This is a genomic window from Streptomyces sp. NPDC101776 (genome assembly GCF_044766845.1).
GTDB lineage: Bacteria > Actinomycetota > Actinomycetes > Streptomycetales > Streptomycetaceae > Streptomyces.
The window spans coordinates 74,815-94,575 of record NZ_JBIWMV010000005.1 but is presented as its reverse complement, the minus strand read 5'-3'; the positions used below and the strand labels follow the sequence as shown (position 1 = coordinate 94,575).

Here is a 19,761-nt window from a genome sequence, read left to right as displayed (position 1 = left end):
AGCAGGCTCGGTGAGCTGCAGTTTTATGACGGCCGAGCGTGGTTCTGGGGGACTTTAACCGAGCCGGTCATTTTGGTCATGGCGTGTGGAGCCGGGAGCCTCCGTCCCGGCCAGCGTGCGTGACTCCGCGCACGTGCAGACCAAGCAGAAGCAGATCGCACCGACGATCCTGAGCCTGCCGGGCCTCGACCTCCGCTGACTGCAGGCCGTACGCGCGGAACACACCACCGTCCTGCCGGTCCGCTGAAGTGTTCGGTGAGTCCCGGCCGAGTCGGGCCCGGGTCGCGACCGACAACTCCACCACCAAGGTCGTCTCGGAGAAGATCACCTCCCCCAGCAGCATGCCGGCCCGGCCGGAGTACGCCATGGCCCTCATCTCGGCGGACACGGCGTCGACCTGTGAGACCACGCCGTCTACGGTCGGCTGCCGACTCCTGGAGTTCGGCCACGCGAGCGACCACCACTGACACGTCCCGCCCTCGGCAACCGCAACCGGGCAGGGTCCAGCAGATCAAGGAGTGGGCCACCGACCCCGGTGTGTCGGCAGGGACCGGCCTTCTTCAGGGTTTGTGCGCGGCCTCGCAGCCCGGCCGCGCACAACCTCCGGCAGGGAACAGTGTGGAGGTTCCCTTTCTCCGCCCGTGAAGAGTCTCCACGGGCGGTACCGCGCAGCGGTCAGTACTGCTCGGTCTCCACGAAGCTCGCGTCCACGTCGTCGGCGCCGAAGGTGTCGGCGGCAGCGGTCGGGTTGAATCCGGGTGGGGCGTCCTTGAGACCGAGGCCCATGCCGGCGAGCTTTTCCTTGACCTCGTCGATGGACTTCGCACCGAAGTTGCGGATGTCCATCAGGTCGGCCTCGGAACGCGCCAGCAGCTCGCCCACGGAGTGGACGCCCTCGCGCTTGAGGCAGTTGTAGGAGCGGACGGTGAGTTCCAGCTCCTCGATCGGCAGGGCGAGATCGGCGGCGAGGGCCGCGTCCGTCGGGGACGGGCCCATGTCGATGCCCTCGGCGTCGATGTTGAGCTCACGCGCCAGACCGAACAGCTCCACCAGGGTCTTGCCGGCGGACGCCATGGCGTCACGGGGACGCATGGCCTGCTTGGTCTCGACGTCGACGATCAGCTTGTCGAAGTCGGTGCGCTGCTCGACACGAGTCGCCTCGACCTTGTACGTGACCTTCAGCACGGGGCTGTAGATGGAGTCGACCGGGATACGGCCGATCTCCTGGCCCACCTGCTTGTTCTGCACCGCGGAGACGTAACCGCGACCGCGCTCGACGGTCAGCTCCATCTCCAGCTTGCCCTTGCCGTTGAGCGTGGCGAGGACGAGGTCGGGGTTGTGCACCTCGACACCGGCTGGGGGCGCGATGTCGGCGGCGGTGACCAGACCCGGGCCCTGCTTGCGCAGGTACATCACCACGGGCTCGTCCTGCTCGCTGCTGACGACGAGCTGCTTGATGTTGAGGATCAGGTCGGTGACGTCCTCCTTGACACCCGGCACGGTGGTGAACTCGTGCAGGACGCCGTCGATCCGGACGGACGTGACCGCCGCACCGGGGATCGAGGAGAGGAGCGTACGGCGAAGGGAGTTGCCGAGGGTGTAGCCGAAGCCCGGCTCCAGCGGCTCGATCACGAACCGGGAGCGGAATTCGTCGACGACCTCTTCGGTCAGGGACGGACGCTGAGCGATGAGCACGGGGTGTTGCCTCCATTTTGGGCGCCCGCTATTTGACGCCGTAGACACTACTAAGGGTACGGGGCGCCGCGAGGCGATGCGGTCTCCGCATCGGCCGAGTCGCCCGACTCCAACCCGGCGAGGAGACTTCGGGCCTCCCTCCTGCGGTAGCCCCCACGGCCGTTTCTGCTTTGGCAGCGCCCAAATCTCGGGTGCAGCGCGGGCATACGGCCACGGCTGGTCGGTCGGTAAATGTGTCGCATGTCGCTGAGGGGTGTCGGGATACTCGCTCGGTGACCCGGCCCGCACTGCCTCAACCGCTTCGACCTTCTGCCCTGAGGCCCGGAGATCTCGTTGTGATCGCATCGCTGTCCGGGCCGCTCCATGCCGTGTACGAGCCCGGCCTCAAGCAGGCCGTGGCCGTGCTCGAGCGGATGGGATTCCGCGTGCGTCGGGCACCGCTCCTCGAAGCAGGACGGCACCACTGGTGGAGCGCGGCTGCACCGGCCGAGATCGCCAGGGAATTCAACGCTCTTCTGCGTGACCCCGAGGTGCGCGCGATCATCGCCCATGACGGCGGCCAGACAGTCCTCGGCTACCTCGACCTGATCGACATCGAAGCGGTCACTGCCGACCCCAAGCCGATCCTCGGCTACAGCGACATCTCGCTGCTGCACCTGGTGCTCCACGCGCGCACAGGTCTGGTCGGGTTCCACGCCGATGTGGCCACCTCAGGGCTCGGCGGACACTGGCAGGCGGCACCCGCAGCACACCAAACGGTGCTGGAGAAGCTCTACTTGAGGCTCCTGACAGGTACGGAGCCGATCGGCGGGCTGCCGGCCACCACGTCGTGGGAATGCTGGCGTGCCGGTCACGCCGACGGCCGGCTGATCGGCGGGCTGCTCAATCGCATCGTGCTGGCGCAGGCTACGTCGTACGCGCTGCCGCCCGAACGGTTCGACGGCGCGGTGCTGTTCTGGGAGGAGGCGGGCTGCCACACCTCGCATGTATGGGGCTATCTGCAGGTACTGCGGCACGCCGGCATCCTTGACCGGATCGCCGGCATGGTCGTGGGCATCCCGGCCGCGATCGACGGACTCGCTTCGCCCGACGCGTCCCCGACCCTGCAAGAGCTAGTCCTCGACGTCCTCGGCGACCGTGACATCCCGGTCCTGGGAAACGTCGAGTTCGGACACACCGGCCCGAATCTGCCGATGCCGGTCGGCATCCGTGTCGACCTCGACGCGCATCAGCGGACATTGTCGCTGCTTGAGCCGGCGGTACGCCCGCTGCGTGGCGCCGGGGTGTGAGGGACGGTGGTGCTGCGGTCGCCGGCTCGGGCAGCGGGGTAGGCGGTCCAGTCCGGTGACGGCGCGGGAGCGCTATCGCGCGACAGTGCGGAGGTGGAGGCAGAGCAGGGGCGGGAGGACGGCCGGAGTCATGTCCTGAGCAAGCTGGACCAAGGCGGTGGCCCGGGCCGGGCGCCGAGGCGCTTTCGCAAGCTCCCTCCGGATTCGGGAAGAGATTCGGAACCCGGCGGCGTCCGGCTCCAGTTTCTCGCCGACCTTCCATCGGCTATAGTGGATCTTGAGCTGGTCGCCGCAACTCCGGTCGGCTGGCGCTGCGTTGGTGGTCCAAGGAAAGACGCCCCGCTTCCTGTGGGGAAATGCAGGTGCAAGGCCTGCCCGGCGCTCGAACAACGGTCTTCGTCCCCCCACACTGTGCGGGGACGAAGACCGTTTTGCGTCCGACGCCGTGAACCATGTCTGCCCGTCGGCCAGTTTCGCCGGCACACCGTACGTCCGGCCCGCGACTGTGGCACGGTAGAGTCCTCCGGCCCGTCGCTTCCCCCCGTAGCGGCGGGCCGGAGTCGCGTTCAGCGGGCGTGAGTGACGGTGACCGGCAGGTCGGGGCAGTCGGCGAGCTGCTGGGTGAGCGCGTCGCGCTCGGCGGCCCTGGGGTGCTCGATGAACTCAAGGCCGACGGCAGCGTGGACCTGCCCACCGGGTTCACCGACCTCGATTCGCTGAGCGGGAGCCGGTATCCCGGTCAGGCATGGCCTGCCCCCAGCCCTGTTCACCGTGGAATCGGCGGGCACCGACACCTCGTGCGGACGCCTGTCGTACCGGGCAGGCACAATCGGCGCATGTCTGAGAGGCCGGTGATGGGGAGGTGCTCCAGACGCAGTTCGGCCTCGTGCAGTTGGGTCTGCGGGGCGTCGATCCGGTTGCGGAGATCGTCGGCCAGGGCCCGGGCGGCGTCTTCCTGAAGGTTGAGTGCCTGGAGGAGGGGCTGAGGTTCATGCGCCGGCCACTTGTGGATCGCGCCAGGTGAGCGTGTTCGCGTCAGTGAGTCGGCGGGCCATCACGTGGGTCATGGCCCAGTAGACGCGTGAGGCGGAGGAGGCCGGGCGGTGTTCGTAGTCGCGGACCAGCCGCCGGTAGCGGTCCACGAACGTATGGTCAGATTCGGAATCCGCATGTGGAAGCCCCTTCCACCCGACACCCACCGGGTGACGTCAGTCACAAGAAGGGCCGGGAAGGGAACACGATGGCTTACGGCAACGCGACACGGCGTCAAGGCTCGGCCCGCCCGTAAGCGACACGACCTGCGCGGGACACAGCAAGTGCCGCGACACCGGCGGCAGCCGTCCCAGCCACGTCAGCTGCTCAAGCTGAGGTTGGAAAGGGCTTGCTGATCACCCCTCCAGAGGATCCGCACCCGTCTACGGAAGGGCATTCCTTCCAGCTCAATCCATCCCCCGAGGGGATCTGCATCCAACCGAGATGAGTGTTGTTGGAGCGCCATCGCAGATGGCCGACCCACAACTACACCAGCCGGCAAGTCACTTCAGAAGCGGCGCACCCATCCGGTTTGGACATCCCGGTTGTGGATGGGCGGCAACGGCTCGAGACGCTGCCACACATCATCCGACACGATCCACGGCGACGCTCCCACATCGGACCGAACGCCCAACTCCCGCCCCGGACACACCCATCAGGACCGATCCAACTCTTTGCGTCAGTCGTTGGTGCCGCCTCGAGTGCCGGGTGCTGCGTGTGGTGACGTCCTGACCGCGAACACCATGCCGATGTCGCCGGCCTGCTGCACCGAGTTCTGCTCGGTGCTGACTGTCAGGCCGTGTGTGCGGAGCATCTCGCAGACCGTGGCGCGGTTGTGCTGCCAGCGCTCCACCTCGACGACGGCCTGGCGGACCAGTGGCCAGTGCCGTTCCTCGATGCCTCTGAGTACCTCAAGTTCGGCGCCTTCCACATCGACCTTGAGCAGGTCGATGTGGTCGATCCCCTGTTCGTCGAGCACCGATGACAGGGGCCTGACCTTCACCCGGTGCGTCTCGAGTTGGCGCAGCACCCGCAGCTTTCGGCTGATGAGAAGAGTGAGGACTGGGGCTGGTACGCGGCGCAGAACCGGTCCCAGGCCACCCTGGCGGATCATTTCGACAACGCTCGCGGTGACCCGGCGCCGCTCGTCCTCGATGTTCCCCTGATCCCGCGCGGAGGACGAGAAGATCGTGGCGGCCGGAATGTAGCTGAAGTCGAGCTCGGCCTCCTGGGACGCCAGGCCGTAGGGGAGCGCGGTCAGATGTCCGTTGAAGAACTCGCGAGCGTTGCGTTCGAGTGTCGCGTGGAGCGGCGGCAGCGGTTCGAAGGCGTAGATCCGTACGTCTCCGTCCAGCCGTTCGTAGACGGCGGCCGAGAACACACCGATGTTGGCGCCCACGTCGAGTACTGTCGCGCCCGGCGTGCACTCGATGCCGTGGGTGAAGTAGCCGTCCACCTCTTCGCGGAGGAAGGACGCCTCCCAGCGATTGATGCTGTGCAGTTCCATCGCACTCATGGCCATGACAAGGTGATTTATCAGGGTCGGAGCCAACAATCCAGCCCGTACTTTTCACTTCGGCCGCGGCCGTGGATCGTGGTCGTCACCGGTCGACCGCAGTGGGCACAGGGAGCGGACGACTGGGACGAATCACGCCCATCTCTCCCGCCACCGACCAGAGTTCATGCTCGCCCGGCCCGAACCGACCCGTCACGTTCGGAAAGCGGATGACCTGTAAGGCAGCCCGGTCATGGCGAACCACCGACTGTGACGAGCGAGGAGTCGCTTCGGTGCGTGCCCGGCGCACCGCGCGTCGACCGCTACAGCCGGATCGCGGTCCGCACCAACCACTACTCGGTGCTGGTGAGGCTGATCGGCAAGCGGGTCAGGGTGATACTGCACGCCTCTCACCTCGTGGTTCACGACAGGAACGGGGAAGTGGCACCGAGGCCGCGACGGACGGCTACCGGGTCCGCTGCACGCTCGCCACGAAGCTGGTGGACGAGCTGGTCTAGGCCGCCGACGAGAAGCAGCTGAACAAGACCATCACCCGCTACGGTCGCGTCGAACTTTTGTGCATCGATGAACTCAGCCACCTGGAACTGGAGCGGCGCGGCACCGAGTTGCTGTTCCAGGTCCTGACCGAGCGCGAGGAGAAGAGCAGCGTCGCCATCGCCTTCAACGAATCGTTCGGGCAAGTGCAAATGTTCCGGTGGACCTGTGCCAGGCAGCGCCCAAACTTCGCAGGTTCGGTGGCTCCGGGGATGCTGCATGATCGACCCGTGCTGATCGAACTGGTGAAGGTCGCGAGATTTCCCGGAACCTCCTGGCCGGCTGATGTCCGAACCTCGGTTGGTCACACCGCAGTCCGCTGGTGCGGGGACCTGGCCGCAGAGCCTGGCGAGTACCACGTCAGGTGGACGATCGACGAGGACATCGTCTGGGGGCGGAACGCCAAGCCGGCTGTTCGTATCGGCCCTGGGGTTCGAACTGGCGGGCATTGCGTTGTCCTGCAGGGCCGGCTCAGCCTCACGGAGGATGGTGCCGCCCTGCTGGACCTGGACGGCACCACTGTCCTGCTGGACTTTGCCGATCCGATGCCCGAAGGCGTTGCCGGCACTTGGGTTGAGCTCTTCATCGAACGGGAGAAGATCGCTCTCCACCCCTACGAGCTCTGACCATCGATCGGTCCGTTGGTCGTCTCCCACCCTGACAAGCGGGTCTCGTCGACGCCGTCGGACAGGTAGATCATGGTGGCTTCGCGGTGAGCCGGGCAGCGTTCCAGCGCTGCAATCGACGACCGGCCGCACCTGCCGTTGGCCTCACCGGCTCTGGTCGCGAGATCCGAAGTTCCCTGCTTCCCGGGTGCGGGTGGTCAGCCCGGGGGTGACCAGGGCGAGCCAGCGGGCGCGGGCCGCCGGTGGCTGGTCGGTGGGCGCGGTGGAGAACAGCAGGTAGATGTCGCTGACGGCGACGTCGGGGTGGATGTCGCCGTCGGCCTGGCCGGCCCGGATGAGGGCGGAGACAGCGGCACCGGCGCGGTCCTCGTCCGCGCGGTCGTCCGGGTCCGCGCCGAGGGTCTGGGCGGCGGCCTTGACGGCGCGGTCGGTCACGGACGCCTCGACGACACGGCCGAGGAAGGCGGTCAGTTCGTCCACGGCGCGGGCCCCGGCCTCGGCACGGCCGAGCGCGGTCTCGGCGTCGTCGGCGACACGGGCGACGTACGCGGCGACGACGGCCGCGACCAGGTCGGTCTTGGTGGGGAAGTGCCGGTAGAGGGTGCCCACGGCCACGCCCGCCGCGGCGGCGATCTCGTCCATGCCCACCTCGGGACCGTGCGCGGTGATCTGCTCGCCGGCGGCGTCGAGGATCTTCTTCCGATTGCGGACCGCGTCGGCGCGCGGTGCCCTGTCCGGGGTCACGAGAGGTGTCTGCCCTTCCGCTTGCATCAAGATGAACCATGGTTCACTATAAATAATGAACCACCGTTCATCTTACTCGTGAGGACTCCGCCATGCCCGCCGTGCCCCCCAAGACCGCTCTCGTCACCGGTGCCTCCTCCGGCATCGGCGAGGCCACCGCCGTCAAGCTCCAGTCCATCGGCTACACCGTCTACGGCGCCGCCCGCCGCACCGACCGTCTCCAGGCCCTGGCCGACCGCGGCGTCCGGCCACTGGCCATGGACGTCACCGACGACGACTCCATGCGCGCCGGCATCGAACGGATCGTCGCCGAGACCGGCCGCATCGACGTGCTGGTCAACAACGCCGGCTACGGCTCCTACGGCGCCATCGAGGACGTACCGATGGAGGAGGCCCGCCGCCAGTTCGAGGTCAACGTCTTCGGCGCCATGCGCCTGGCCCAGCTCGCCCTGCCGCACATGCGCGCCCAGCACTCCGGCACGATCGTCAACATCACCTCCATGGGCGGGAAGATCTACACCCCGCTCGGAGGCTGGTACCACGGCACCAAGTTCGCCCTCGAAGCCCTCAGCGACTGCCTGCGCCTGGAGGCCAAGCCCTTCGGCATCGACGTCGTCGTCATCGAACCCGGCGGCATCGCCACCGAGTGGGGCGCCATCGCCGCCGACCAACTGGAGAAGTCCTCCACCGCCGGCGCCTACGCCGACCAGGCCGACGCCGTGGCCTCCTCCCTGCGCTCCGAGGCCAACACCAAACGCAACTCCCCGCCCCAGGTCATCGCCGACGCGATCGGCAAGGCCGTCACCACCCGCCGCCCCAGGACCCGTTATGCCACCGGCTTCGGCGCCCGCCCCCTCATCGCCCTGCGCCGCGTCGTCTCCGACCGGGCCTTCGACACCGTCATCTCCCGCGCCACCGGCCTGCCCCGCTGAACCTGCGCCGATCCCGAGGGTCCGCGCCGCCAATGGTCACGGCTTCCGGAACTGGCCCAAGTGCCGCGCCGACGTAGCGACATCGCGGGCGGCGAGCCGCGCGCACCGGGTCGAAGATCCACGGAGTGTGCATCGCTTCGTGCACCAACGCGACGGTGGGCTCCTCGGAAGGACCCGCGGATGCGGGCGGCTCAGTCACTCATGGCGTCGCGGACGAGGGCGGTGTCGACGAACTGCTCGAAGCGGACGACCAGACCGCCACGGACCACGAAGCGGTGGGCCACGCGGGCGTCGACGGATTTTCCCGTGGCCTTGTTGACCGCGGTGTAGCGGGCCAGGACGACGACGTTCTCGCCGTCGACGACGTAGGTGTCGTCGTGCGCGGTCCAGTCGTCCCAGTCCTGGCCGAGTTTCTCCATGACGTTGGCCGTGACCCCTTCCGGGGCGCGGTAGGTGCCGGCCAGCGGGAAGCCGGCCATCTCCGTCCACTCCACGTCCGGGGCGAGAGTCGCGCGCAGGGCTTGCAGATCACCTGCGGCCGAGGCCAGATACTGGCGTCGGACCACGTCGGCGGGCGCGGTGGAGGTGGCGAACTCGTTCATGTCAGCCCCACTTCATCTCGCCCTTGGCGGCCTTGGCTCCGATCTGCGCGGCGATCAGCATGCCGTGATCCGGGTAGCGCGCCACCAGCGCGCCGGTCAGGGCCGCCCCGTCGGCCGCCTTGGCCAGTTCCTCCTCGAAGGCGAGCAGGTAGTCGCGGGTGGCGGCAATGGCGGAGACATCCGCCGCCGTACCGGGCAGCCGATGTCCGGGCACCACCAACTCCGGCCGCAGCGCGGCCATTTCGTCGAGCAGGCCGATCCAGGAGGCGCGGTCGCCGGGCGTCGGCGTGTCGGCCACCCACACGTGCTCCTGTTGGAACAGCAGCACTCCGCCGAGCAGGGCGCGGTGCTCGGCCTGCCATAGATAGTGGCGGTCGGGCAACTCGGCCTGGCCGCCCCTGAGTTCGAAGCGGTGTCCCTCCAGGACCAGGTCCCCGGTCAGCGGCTCGAAGTCGATCAGGCGGGTGGGCAGGTTCGGTCCCAGGGCGTCTCACGCCGTGAGCTTGCCCTCGTAGGAGTGGGCGATGTGCTCGATGACGATCGGGGTGGCGACGAAGCGCGCTTCGGGGAAGGTGTCGGCGATGACCTCGGCGCCGAAGTAGAAGTCCGGGTCGGCATGGGAGACGAACACGGTGGTGAGCGTCTTGCCCGCGTCCAGGATCTCGGCGGCCAGGCGGTGGCCGTCCGCACGGGTGAAGCCGGCGTCCACCAGCAGCGCCTCCTTCTCGCCGGTGACCAGTGTCGCGGTCTTGTTCCTGCTGCCGGCCGGGAAGTCCAGATCGAAGACGGTGAAGGAGAGGGTGCTCATCGGTGGTTTCTTGGAGAGGTCGGAGGCTGCGACAAGGGCAAGGCAGGGGGAGTCGGTGACATGGTCACTCTTGCCACGCAGGTCCCTGCCAGCAAGGTGAAAGGGCGACTCCGCATGGTTAAACGGCGACATGCGTGCCGGCAGTGGCCCCGCGCGGAGCTCCCTGGCCTGGACCACGCGGTCAAGTTTCGATCTCCTCGGTCCGGGCCGGGGGCAGAAGCGGGTTACCGGCGGTAAGTTCCCGCTGCCCCACCCCACTTCACAGGAGTTCCGCTACATGCGCCGTCTCTTCGCGTGCCTCACGGCCGCGGCCATCACCTGCGGCGGGTTCGTCGCGAGCGTGTTCCCGGCCGCCGCCGCGGACCCGTCCTCCGGGTCCTTCAGCACCCTGACCTACAACGTTGCGGGCCTGCCGGAGATCCTCTCCAGCGCCTCCACGCCCCGCGAGTCCAGCACCACCACCATCGGCCAGCGCATCGCGCCCTATGACATCGTCAACGTCGAGGAGGACTTCAACTACCACGCCTATCTCTACGCGGGCGACACCGCGCACCCCTACCGCACCCCCACCAGCGGCGGCGCGGGCATCGGCAGCGGACTCAACACCCTGTCCAAACTCCCTTACGACACTGACGACTTCGAGCGCGTCCACTGGAACTCCTGCCAGCTCGACTCGGGGGACTGCCTGACCCCCAAGGGGTTCACGTTCATGCGTGAGCGGCTGGCGGAGGGCGTGTACGTCGACTTCTACAACCTGCACACCAACGCCGGTACCAACGACGGCGACGAAGCCTCCCGCGCCGACAACCTCAGCCAGTTGACCTCGTTCATCCAGTCGCACTCCGCGGGCAACGCGGTCGTCGTCATGGGCGACACCAACACCCGCTACACCCGATCCGCCGACACCATCGCGGAGTTCGGCGCGGCCAACGGACTCACCGACGCCTGGGTCAAGCTGATCCGCGGCGGCGTCGCGCCGGTCAAGGGCAGCGACGCGCTGGTGTGCGACCAGACCGGGACCACCGTGCCCAACACCTGCGAGGTCGTGGACAAGGTCCTCTACCGCAGCAGCAAGCTGGTGTCCCTGAACGCGACGTCGTACAACAACGAGCACGCCAAGTTCCTCACGGACGACGGGCAGATGCTCTCCGACCACGACCCGGTCACGGTCGACTTCACCTGGTCGCGCAACCCGGACTTCCAGCTCAGCGACCAGTTCGGCGGCCCGCACGGCGACTACTACACCGACATCGACGCCGTACCCTCGGCCGCACGTCCGGTCGGCCTCTCGCTGCGCAGCGGCTCCCGCGTCGACGCCGTCGGCCTGACACTCGGCAACGGCACGGTCCTCACCCATGGCGGCACCGGCGGCACGGCGTCGTCCCTGGCGCTGGGCAGCGGCGAGTACGTCACATCCGCCCAGCTGTGCCAGGGCGAGAAGAGCGGCCACACCCGGATCTTCTACGCCAGGTTCACCACCAACCTCGGCAACACCCTGGCCGGTGGATCCACCACGTCGGACTGCGTGACCCGCACCGCCCCGTCCGGCTGGCAGATCGCCGGTTTCCACGGACGCTCCGGTGACGAGATCGACAAGCTCGGCTTCATCTACACGAAGCGCTGACCCGCCCCACCCGGTACCGACCGTGCGGCGGCGGCCTCAGGGCCGTCGCCGCACGGTGGCCCTGGAGATCACCGTGCGCGCCACCGCCGTCACGGCTGACTCCGATGCGCCTGACGGAACGTACCGGGGGTGACACCGGTGTGCCGGGTGAAGAACTTGCCGAAGTTGGTGGGTTCGGGGAAGCCGAGGCGGCGGGCGATGGTCGCCACCGGTTCGTCGGTGTGGGCGAGCAGGCGCTGGGCCTCCAGGGCGACGCGGCCGTCGATGACGTGCTTGACGGGCTGACCGGTGGCGGCGGAGCAGGCGCGAGTGAGGGTCTTGACGGTGTATCCGAGGCGGTGCGCGTAGTCGGCGGCGCGGCGGGTGGCGGCGTAGCGGAGTTCCAGTTCGGCGCGGAAGCGGGCGTAGACCTCGCCGCCCGCGTGCGGGTCGGCGCCGCTGTCGGGCTGCGGCAGCCGGTCGATCTGCAACAGCACGGTGGCCAGCAGGAGTTGCAGGATCTCCGCCGAAACGGTCTGCTCCGGCCGGTCGTACTCGGCGCGCAACTGGCCCAGCAGGGTGGACAGTACGGCGTAGGCGGGGCCCGCGCCCAGTTGTCGGCACGACGGCCCGTACCACTCGTTCACCAGCCGGTCGGCGCTGCTGGTGTGGGACGGGAAGGCCGGCGTGAACAGCAGGTGCGTGCCGTCGGTGGTGCCCGGCCGTACGAAGCTCTGGACCTGACCGGGGCGGACCCACAACAGGGTGCCGGGGCGGCAGGGGTAGGTCACGAAGTCGATGGCGTGTTCGCCGCTGCCCTCGGTGACGAGGGTGAGGGTGTGGAAGTCGACCCGGTGCACCAGGTCGGGCCGCGTGCGACGGATCCGCCGCCGTTCGTGGAGGGTCGCGAGATCGATGATCTCGAAGCCGGGGACGCGCTCCTCGGGCGGATTGAAGTCGAGCCGGAGGATGGCACCGGCTCCCGGCAGATCGGCCGTGTCAGGGTCCGCGGGAAACATCGCGATCTCCACATGTCCTCGAATTACCATGCCGTGTCTTCATGGTATCTCGCCTGCCTGCGGCTTTACGGCAAGAGTGGAGGAGATCGAGACGGCGAAAGACCGTCATCCACCGCAAGGAGCATTCCCATGAACGGCACGGTCACGGTCCTCGACAAGGGCACGGTGCGGATCCACAGCTACATGTCCCCGGCCGACACCTTCCACACCACCACCCAGCTGATCGAGACGCCGACCCGGATCATCGCGATCGACGCCCAGCTCCTGCCCGCCTACGCGGACGAGGCCGTCGCCTACGCCAAGGGACTCGGCAAGCCGCTGGACCGGCTGATCGTCACCCACGCCCACCCGGACCACTACAACGGCGCCGCCCGCTTCGGCGTCCCCGTGCACGCGCTGGCCCAAGTACGGGAGCAGATCCTCGCGCGCGGCGACAGCCATCTGCCCACCGGCCAGGTCATCCCGGTCACTGACTTCACCCCGGACGTGGCCCTCGTCCCGGGTACCGAGGTCATCGACGGCGTCCCGTTCGTCTTCGAGGCCGTCTCCGGCGGCGAGGCCGCCGACGAACTCCTCGTCAAGCTGTCCGAGCAGGGCGTCCTTATCGCCCAGGACCTCGTCTACAACGACGTCCACCTCTACCTGGGCAACAACGACATCACGGGCTGGCAGCAGGCCGTCGACGCGCTGGCCGCCGAGTCCGGCTACGACACGATCCTCGCCGGCCACGGGCTGCCCACCGGGCCGGAGGTCTACGCGCAGGTGCACCGCTACCTCGACGACGCCCGCGAACTGCTCGGCGACGACGGCCAGGCGTACAAGAAGGCGATCGTGGACCGCTATCCCTCCCACGTCGGCCCGTTCATCATCGACATCGCCAACCGGTCCCTCTTCCCCGCCGGCAACTGAGCGCCCGCCTTCCTCTTCCTCCAACTTCCGTCCATCCAGAAGGACTTGTCATGCCGTCAGTTCGTCTGCGCCACCCCCGCGTCACGGCCGTCGCGGTGGCCTCGCTGTTCGTGACGGGCGCCGCCGCCCCGGCTCTCGCCACGCCGCACGCGAGCGGGAAGCCCACCGTCGCCTCTGCACGCCACCGCACACCCCTGCCCACCAGTTACACGATTCCCGGCAGCAACACCTACCCCGAGGGCATCGCCCGCCAGCAGGGCGCACCTTTCTTCTACGTCGGCAGCACGAGCGACGGCACCGTCTACCGCGGCGACGTCCACCAGAGCGCGACCACGGTGTTCCTGCCGGGCGGCCAGGACGGGCGCACCTCCGTCGCGGGCATGAAGACCGACCCCGCCGGACGGCTCATCGTCGCGGGCGGCGCCACCGGCAAGGTCTTCGTCTACGACACCCGTACCCGCGCCCTGCTCCACGTCTTCGACACCGGCCGCACCGATGTCTTCCTCAACGACGTCGCCCTGGCCCCCGACGGCGACGCCTACATCTCCGACTCCACCCACCCCGCGCTGTGGCACATCACCGCCGCGGAGCTGAAGAGCAAGCACGTCCAGCAGCCCCTGCGCGTCGGTGTGGACCTGAGCCGCTCCCCGATGGTCTACGACGCCGGGTTCAACGGCAACGGCCTGGTCGTCACCGGCGACGGACGCTATGTCCTGCTCGCCGACTACAACGACTACGCCTTCTACCGCGTCGACGTCCGCACCCACCAGGTCGTCCGCATCGACCTCGGCGGCGCGAGGGGCGTCTCCGGCGACGGACTGCTGCTGCGGGGCCGCACCCTCACCGCCGTCACCGAACTCGACCACCCCGAAGGGCAGCTCAGCACCCTCGAACTGAGCCACGACTACACCAGGGCCCGCCTCGTGCGCACCGTGCACGGCCATGGCATGCACAGCCCGTCCACGGCCGCCGTCGACGGCCGTGACCTCCTGATCGTCAACTTCCAGTTCCAGATCGTCGACCCGCACCTGCCGTTCAACGTCGTACGCGTCCACGCCTGGTAGCGACCGGGCACAGCGCAAGGAAGGACGACATCCCCCATGCAGATCACCATCGTCGGCGCCGGCAACATGGCCCGAGGCATCGCCACCCGCGCCCTGCTCGGCGGGCACACGGTCACCGTCACCGCCAAAGACGCCGGCAAGGCCGTCGGACTTGTCGACGAACTCCGCACCCGCGACCACCGCGGTGGCCTCATCGGTGCCGCCGACGACTCGGCCGTGGACACCGCCGAACTCGTGGTCCTCGCGGTGCCCTTCGACGCGGCCAGGCAACTCGCCGCCTCCTACGGAACGCGGCTGAGCGGCAAGGTGCTGGTCGACATCAGCAATCCCGTCGACGCCTCCCTCGACGAACTCGTCGTCACGCCGGGGACCTCCGCCGCCGAGCAGATCGCCGAGTCCGCCGCACCGGACGTGAGAGTGGTCAAGGCGTTCAACACCACGTTCGCCACCACCCTGGCCGCCGGACAGGTGGACGGCATACCGCTGGACGTCTTCATCGCCGGAGACGACGAGACCGCGCGCAAACAGGTCGCCGACCTCGTCACCTCCGGCGGCCTCAACCCCGTCGATGTCGGCGCGCTCAGACACGCGCGCCAACTGGAGGGCTTCCAACTCCTCCACATGGCACTCCAGATCAGGGAGGGCGGCCACGGCTGGGCGAGCACGATCAAGATCGTCACCCCCTGAGCCACGCGGACAGAGCCCCCTCGCCGCGCAGCCCGTCGGCCGCGCAACGGCCGTTCACCGATTCCCCACCTGGAGAAGCACCCCATGCACGTGCGCACCACCCTCACTACGCTCGCGGCCACCGCCGCTCTGCTGATCTCCGCGTCCACCGCCACCGCCGCGACCACCCCGCTCTCCGCGCCCCGCATCGCCGCCCACTTCGACCTGTCCGCCTCGCAGCAGCCCGAGAACATCACCGTCGACCGCACCGGAACGGCGTACCTGACCTTCTCCTTCGCCCGGCAGATCGTCCGGCTCACCCCCGGCGGCCGGACGCGCGTGCTGGCCACCCTCCCGGCCCCGGCCAAGGCCAACACCCCCAACCTGGGCAAGGCGTTCGTCGGCGGCACCGCCCGCGCCGACGACGGCACCCTCTACGTCACCTACGCCACCGGCACCGCCGACCTCACCGGCATCTGGGCCCTGCCGCCAGGCGGCCACCCGCACCGCGTCGCCGCCCTGCCCGCCGACGGACTGCCCAACGGCCTCGCCCTGGACCAGCACACCGGCCGCCTCTACGCCACCGACTCCGTGCACGGCGTCGTCTACCGCGTCCCCGCGCGCGGTGGCAAGGCCACCGTGTGGGCCAAGGGCGAGGCCCTCCGGCCCAGCACGTTCGCCGGGGCCAACGGTCTGAAGCTGCACAACGGCGCCGTCTGGGCCACCAACCTCGACAAGGGCACCGTCCTGCGCATTCCCCTCACCGCACGCGGTACGGCAGGAAGGATCCAGGTCCGCGCCACCGGAATGCCCTCCATCGACGACTTCGCCTTCACCGGCCGCGGCGACACCCTCCTCGCCGCCCGCGGCGACAACGAGGTCGACCTCGTCCGCCCGGACGGCACCCACATCACCGTGCTCACCGCGAAGGACGGCCTGCGGACCCCGACCTCGATCGCGGTCCACGACCGCACGGTGTACGTCCCCAGCGCCGCCTACCTCACGGACAACGACCCCAACCTGCTCCTCGCCCACCTCGACCGCTGACCGGGAGCCGAAGGACGACGAGTAATTGTCAATTCCCGTGGATCCGCGGTGCCGTTCAGCCTCCCTCGGGCTTCTGCTCCTTGGCTGCGAGGAGGCGGCGGAGACGTCGGATCTCGGCGATCAGGCGGGGGACGTCCTGGCGGGCGTTGGCGATGAAGTGGGCGTTCTCGTCCCAGCGTTCGTCCGCGACGTCGACGTATCGTGGCTGCTGGACCAGGGTGGCGGCCACGATGTGGCGGTGGTCGAAGTCCGGCCAGCGTTCGCCGGCCCCGGTGTCGGGGACAGTGCTGATGGCTACGAGGCTCATGGCGAAGTCGTCGTCCAGTTGGCGCATGTGCCAGGGGCCGGGAGTCGCAGCACGGGCAAGCTCCTCGATGTTGGAGAGTTCCTCGTCAGTCAGGGGATTGGGTGTGTCCATCAGGTTGCCTGCTCCTCGCGCTCAACGAGCTGACCGCGTTCGATTCGGGTTCCGGCACGGACGAGGGCGACGAGGTGGGGCGCGTTCACGGTTCGCCGGCGGGCCTGGGCTGACTCGATGAGCTTGACGACCATGGCCAGTCCGGCTTCGCGGCTGCCCGCGCCCTGGGTGACTTTGGTCCGAAGCCGCACGGTCGCGGAGGTCGACTCGATCGGGTTCGTGGTCCGCAGGTGGATCCCGTGCTCGGCGGTGAAGCCGAAGAACGCCGGCAGCCCGTCCTCGTCGTCCGTGATCCGTTTCACGACCTTTGGGTGTTCCACCTGCTCACTTCCGCTTCCAGCGCGTCGGCCGGCATCCGCCAGGCGCCCTCACGGACCATATCGTCGATCAGGGAGCCGTTCAGCACGGGTCTTGAGCATTGCTCCCGGTGGTCCTCACCCCAACGAAGCCGTCACGTGATCAGCGTCCTTGTCGTCGGCGCCCCTCTGTGGCGCGGTCCCACTGCCCGACACGGCTGGTCGACCTTCGTCCTGGACTGCCCGTTGGCCCGGCCTTCTATATCCCGGGCGCTCATCCACCTTCATCGTCAAGGAGCCACCCATGTCCGCACGCTCGCCATCTGATCGCTTCGCGGCACCCGACCGGGGCGCCACCACTGGCAGAGCGTTCCTGAACGTGCAGGACACGGCCGAGTAGCTCGGCTTTTCGCCCCACACCCGCTTCGTGTGGCGGCATCGGCGCCAAGGACCCCTGCGTGCGGCCGAAGGCGACGAACTCGCTTTCGTGGTCGTCGTGGTACGTGCCGCTGCCGGTCGGTCGTGCGTGACGCGTTTCCGACAGGGCATGCCGCCTTCCTCTCCCGCCGTCGAGGCGCCGTCGCGACTGCGCACGCCGATCTGCGTGGCTGTCGGTTGTGTCGGCCCTGGTCAGGCCGGGACGCTCACCCGTTGCCGTTCCGCCTCCGCGAGGCGCGCCGAGCGTGTCCGGGTGCCGAAGGCGGCCAGGATCATCGCGCCGAGCAGCCAGGTGCCGGCGATGAAGTAGAAGACGCTCTGGTAGCCGTGCCCGTTGTAGAGCGCGGCGACGATCAGGGGGCCGGCGGCGTTGGACAGGCGGCCGAGGCCGTAGGAGACGCTTGTGCCCAGGGAGCGGCTGCGGGTGTCGAAGAGTTCGGGGGAGTAGGCGTAGGCGAGGGCGGTGTAGCCGCGTTCGAAGAGGTTCACCAGGAAGCCGAACACGACGATGAGGACGGGGTTGAAGGTGAGGCCGTACAGCAGGCCGCAGACCGCGATCACCGTGCCGAAGGCGACCAGGCACCATTTGCGCTCGAAGCGGTCGGTGACCAGGGACGCCAGGTAGCAGCCGAGTGGTGCGCCGACGGTGGTGAGGGCGACGTAGAACACGGACTTCTCGACGCTGAAGCCCTCCTTGGCCAGCAGGGTGGGTGCCCAGCTGGAGTAGCCGAAGAAGCCGATGGTCTGGGTCATCCACAGCGCGGTGAGCAGGAGCGTCGGGAGCAGGTACTTGCGCTGGAGGAGCAGTCGCAGCGGTGCCTTTGCCGACGGCTTTTCGTCGACCGGGGGAGCGGGTTCGAGAAGCGGGCCCTTCTCGGCGGCGACGCGTGTCTCTATCTCCCGCAGGATCGCGTCCGCCGCCGCGTGGTCCCCCCTGCTTTCGAGCCAGCGCGGTGACTCCTTGAGGTGCCGGGTGAACAGGACCAGCAGGATGCCCAGGGAGCCCCAGAGGTAGACCAGCCGCCACGACCAGTCGTTGAGCGGTACGACCGCGCTGGCGATGAGGTTGGTGACGGGTGTGCCGCAGATGCCGATGGCGATGGCGTACGCCTGGTACTTCCCGCGGGTCGCCGACGGGTACATCTCGTTGACGTAGACGACCCCCACGACGGTCATCGCCGACAGGCCGGCCGAGGTCAGGACGCGGAAGACGCCCAGGGACACGAGGTCCCAGGAGAACACCGCGGCGAACGAGGAGATGCCGAAGAAGAGCGTCGTCCACAGCAGGGCGCGTTTGCGGCCCCAGCGGTCGGCGATGGATCCGGCGACGATCGCGCCGATGAACATGCCGACGAACGAGAGCGAGGTGACGTAGGCGATCTGGTCGACCGTCACGCCCCACAGCTTGATCAGTTTCGGCGCGGTGGTGGCGAAGCTGTTGATGTCCGCGAACTCGAAGAAGTACGCGAACGCGACGGCGAGCAGGGTGACTTTGTGGAAGCGGGAGATGGGAAGCCGGTCCAGCCGGTTCAGTGCGTTGGCGTGTTGCATGAGCGGCCCTTGTCGAAGTCGGATAGCGGAGAGGGGAGTTGGGGAGTCAGGAGTCCTCGCCGGGCCAGTACAGGCGCATCGGGTTGGCGACGAGGAGCTTGTGGCGCTGTTCTTCGGTGACTGCGACATGCGGGACGTGGTCGACGAGGAGGCCGTCGTCCGGCATGTGGTCGGTGAGGTTGGGGTGGGGCCAGTCGGTGCCCCACAGGACCCGGTCGGGGAACTCCTCCACGACGCGGCGGGCGAAGGGGGCGACGTCGGTGTACGCGTGATGTTCGCCGTTGAGGGCGGCCGGCCCCGTGACACTGAGGCGCTCGGGGCAAGTCACCTTCACCCAGACGTCGTTGTCCTCGACGAAGCTCAGGAACCGGGTGAACTCCGGCCCGTCCACCGGTCGCGTCACATCCGGGCGGCCCATGTGGTCCACCACCAACGGCACGGGCAACGACTTGAAGAATCCCTCCAGTTGGGCCAGATCGACGCTCTCGAAGTAGAGGACGACGTGCCAGCCCAGTGGGGCGACCTTCTTGGCGATCGTCTGGAGGTCGTCCTCCGGCGAGGCGTCGACCAGGCGGCGTACGAAGTTGAAGCGCACACCGCGCACGCCCGCCGCGTCGAGTGCGAGCAGTTCGCTCTCGTCGATGTCGGGTCGTACGGTCGCGATGCCGCGTGCCCGGCCGTCCGCCGCCCGGACGGCGTCGACCATGGCGCTGTTGTCCGCACCGTGGCAGGTGGCCTGCACGATGACGTTGCGGGCGATGCCCAACTGGTCGCGGAGCGCGAAGAGTTCGTCCTTGCCGCCGTCGCAGGGCGTGTACTTGCGTTCTGGCGCGAAGGGGAACTCGGCCTGCGGGCCGAAGACATGGCAGTGGGTGTCGACGGTGCCCGGCGGCAGTCGGAAGGCCGGTTCGGACGGGTTCTCGTACCAGTCCAGCCAGCCGGGGGACTTGGGGGAGAGGGCGCTCATGCGCG

Annotated in this window: 18 protein-coding genes and 5 pseudogenes; 11 read left to right on the top strand and 12 right to left on the bottom strand. The window is 68.5% G+C overall.

Going from position 1 to position 19,761, the window contains the following annotated elements:
- Positions 1–248 precede the first annotated feature (248 nt).
- A complete protein-coding gene (locus ACIRRY_RS18975) occupies positions 249–467 on the top strand; it encodes a hypothetical protein (RefSeq protein ID WP_403973859.1) in 219 nt (72 codons plus the stop codon).
- A 208-nt stretch (positions 468–675) separates the two neighbouring features.
- Here ACIRRY_RS18975 and ACIRRY_RS18970 read toward each other — a convergent pair whose 3' ends face one another.
- On the bottom strand, positions 676–1,695 hold the full coding sequence (locus ACIRRY_RS18970; protein ID WP_403973857.1) for a DNA-directed RNA polymerase subunit alpha: 1,020 nt from the start codon (positions 1,693–1,695) through the stop codon (positions 676–678).
- Between the two features lie 272 nt (positions 1,696–1,967).
- On the opposite strand from ACIRRY_RS18970, the gene ACIRRY_RS18965 reads away from it, so the two are divergent.
- On the top strand, positions 1,968–2,984 hold the full coding sequence (locus ACIRRY_RS18965; protein WP_403973855.1) for an LD-carboxypeptidase: 1,017 nt from the start codon (positions 1,968–1,970) through the stop codon (positions 2,982–2,984).
- A gap of 566 nt (positions 2,985–3,550) precedes the next feature.
- Here ACIRRY_RS18965 and ACIRRY_RS18960 read toward each other — a convergent pair.
- From ACIRRY_RS18960 to ACIRRY_RS18950, 3 genes and pseudogenes are all read right to left on the bottom strand, one after another.
- The gene (locus ACIRRY_RS18960) at positions 3,551–3,772 is read right to left on the bottom strand and encodes a hypothetical protein (protein ID WP_403973852.1); all 222 of its coding nucleotides are present in this window, start codon (positions 3,770–3,772) and stop codon (positions 3,551–3,553) included.
- 201 nt (positions 3,773–3,973) lie between these two features.
- A pseudogene (locus ACIRRY_RS18955) lies at positions 3,974–4,117 on the bottom strand (IS5/IS1182 family transposase); the annotation flags it as partial.
- Between the two features lie 578 nt (positions 4,118–4,695).
- Positions 4,696–5,532, bottom strand: a complete 837-nt coding sequence (locus ACIRRY_RS18950) for an FkbM family methyltransferase (RefSeq protein WP_403973850.1) — start codon at positions 5,530–5,532, stop codon at positions 4,696–4,698.
- A gap of 249 nt (positions 5,533–5,781) precedes the next feature.
- On the opposite strand from ACIRRY_RS18950, the pseudogene ACIRRY_RS18945 reads away from it, so the two are divergent.
- The 3 genes and pseudogenes from ACIRRY_RS18945 to ACIRRY_RS18935 form a co-directional block, all read left to right on the top strand.
- Positions 5,782–5,925 (top strand): annotated as a pseudogene (locus tag ACIRRY_RS18945) (Mu transposase domain-containing protein); the annotation flags it as partial.
- 29 nt (positions 5,926–5,954) lie between these two features.
- Positions 5,955–6,209: pseudogene (locus tag ACIRRY_RS18940) on the top strand (ATP-binding protein); the annotation flags it as partial.
- 87 nt (positions 6,210–6,296) lie between these two features.
- A complete protein-coding gene (locus ACIRRY_RS18935; protein ID WP_403974613.1) occupies positions 6,297–6,692 on the top strand; it encodes a hypothetical protein in 396 nt (131 codons plus the stop codon).
- Between the two features lie 144 nt (positions 6,693–6,836).
- Here ACIRRY_RS18935 and ACIRRY_RS18930 read toward each other — a convergent pair whose 3' ends face one another.
- Positions 6,837–7,436, bottom strand: coding sequence for a TetR/AcrR family transcriptional regulator (locus ACIRRY_RS18930; protein WP_403973847.1), 600 nt, complete (start codon positions 7,434–7,436; stop codon positions 6,837–6,839).
- 101 nt (positions 7,437–7,537) lie between these two features.
- Here ACIRRY_RS18930 and ACIRRY_RS18925 point away from each other — a divergent pair, with 101 nt between their 5' ends.
- Positions 7,538–8,368 (top strand): oxidoreductase, encoded by an 831-nt coding sequence (locus ACIRRY_RS18925; RefSeq protein ID WP_403974577.1) that lies wholly within the window; start codon positions 7,538–7,540, stop codon positions 8,366–8,368.
- Between the two features lie 191 nt (positions 8,369–8,559).
- Here ACIRRY_RS18925 and ACIRRY_RS18920 read toward each other — a convergent pair whose 3' ends face one another.
- Entirely contained in the window at positions 8,560–8,970 is a 411-nt protein-coding gene (locus ACIRRY_RS18920) for a nuclear transport factor 2 family protein (RefSeq protein WP_403973845.1), read from the bottom strand.
- Between the two features lies 1 nt (position 8,971).
- Positions 8,972–9,778: pseudogene (locus tag ACIRRY_RS18915) on the bottom strand (MBL fold metallo-hydrolase).
- A gap of 277 nt (positions 9,779–10,055) precedes the next feature.
- On the opposite strand from ACIRRY_RS18915, the gene ACIRRY_RS18910 reads away from it, so the two are divergent.
- Complete coding sequence (locus ACIRRY_RS18910; RefSeq protein ID WP_403973842.1) at positions 10,056–11,402, top strand: jacalin-like lectin; 1,347 nt, start codon at positions 10,056–10,058, stop codon at positions 11,400–11,402.
- Between the two features lie 89 nt (positions 11,403–11,491).
- Here ACIRRY_RS18910 and ACIRRY_RS18905 read toward each other — a convergent pair whose 3' ends face one another.
- Positions 11,492–12,400: an AraC family transcriptional regulator gene (locus tag ACIRRY_RS18905; protein WP_403973840.1), complete on the bottom strand. Its 909-nt coding sequence runs from the start codon at positions 12,398–12,400 to the stop codon at positions 11,492–11,494.
- A gap of 129 nt (positions 12,401–12,529) precedes the next feature.
- On the opposite strand from ACIRRY_RS18905, the gene ACIRRY_RS18900 reads away from it, so the two are divergent.
- The 4 genes from ACIRRY_RS18900 to ACIRRY_RS18885 all read left to right on the top strand — a co-directional run bounded on the left by ACIRRY_RS18900 (position 12,530) and on the right by ACIRRY_RS18885 (position 16,086).
- Entirely contained in the window at positions 12,530–13,309 is a 780-nt protein-coding gene (locus ACIRRY_RS18900) for an MBL fold metallo-hydrolase (protein ID WP_403973837.1), read from the top strand.
- Positions 13,310–13,359: 50 nt separating this feature from the next.
- Positions 13,360–14,373 carry an SMP-30/gluconolactonase/LRE family protein gene (locus ACIRRY_RS18895; RefSeq protein WP_403973835.1) on the top strand — a complete coding sequence of 338 codons (1,014 nt, stop codon included), beginning with the start codon at positions 13,360–13,362 and terminating at the stop codon, positions 14,371–14,373.
- Between the two features lie 36 nt (positions 14,374–14,409).
- Positions 14,410–15,060 (top strand): NADPH-dependent F420 reductase, encoded by a 651-nt coding sequence (locus ACIRRY_RS18890; RefSeq protein ID WP_403973833.1) that lies wholly within the window; start codon positions 14,410–14,412, stop codon positions 15,058–15,060.
- 84 nt (positions 15,061–15,144) lie between these two features.
- Positions 15,145–16,086 carry an SMP-30/gluconolactonase/LRE family protein gene (locus tag ACIRRY_RS18885; protein ID WP_403973830.1) on the top strand — a complete coding sequence of 314 codons (942 nt, stop codon included), beginning with the start codon at positions 15,145–15,147 and terminating at the stop codon, positions 16,084–16,086.
- Positions 16,087–16,141: 55 nt separating this feature from the next.
- Here the strand turns inward: ACIRRY_RS18885 and ACIRRY_RS18880 are convergent, their stop codons facing one another.
- From ACIRRY_RS18880 to ACIRRY_RS18865, 4 genes and pseudogenes are all read right to left on the bottom strand, one after another.
- Complete coding sequence (locus ACIRRY_RS18880; protein WP_403973827.1) at positions 16,142–16,504, bottom strand: hypothetical protein; 363 nt, start codon at positions 16,502–16,504, stop codon at positions 16,142–16,144.
- Positions 16,504–16,821, bottom strand: a pseudogene (locus tag ACIRRY_RS18875) (IS256 family transposase); the annotation flags it as partial. The gene ACIRRY_RS18880 and the pseudogene ACIRRY_RS18875, both read right to left, overlap by 1 nt.
- Positions 16,822–17,430: 609 nt before the next feature.
- Positions 17,431–18,789, bottom strand: a complete 1,359-nt coding sequence (locus tag ACIRRY_RS18870) for an MFS transporter (protein ID WP_403973825.1) — start codon at positions 18,787–18,789, stop codon at positions 17,431–17,433.
- Between the two features lie 46 nt (positions 18,790–18,835).
- Entirely contained in the window at positions 18,836–19,756 is a 921-nt protein-coding gene (locus tag ACIRRY_RS18865) for an amidohydrolase family protein (protein ID WP_403973822.1), read from the bottom strand.
- Positions 19,757–19,761: the final 5 nt, after the last annotated feature.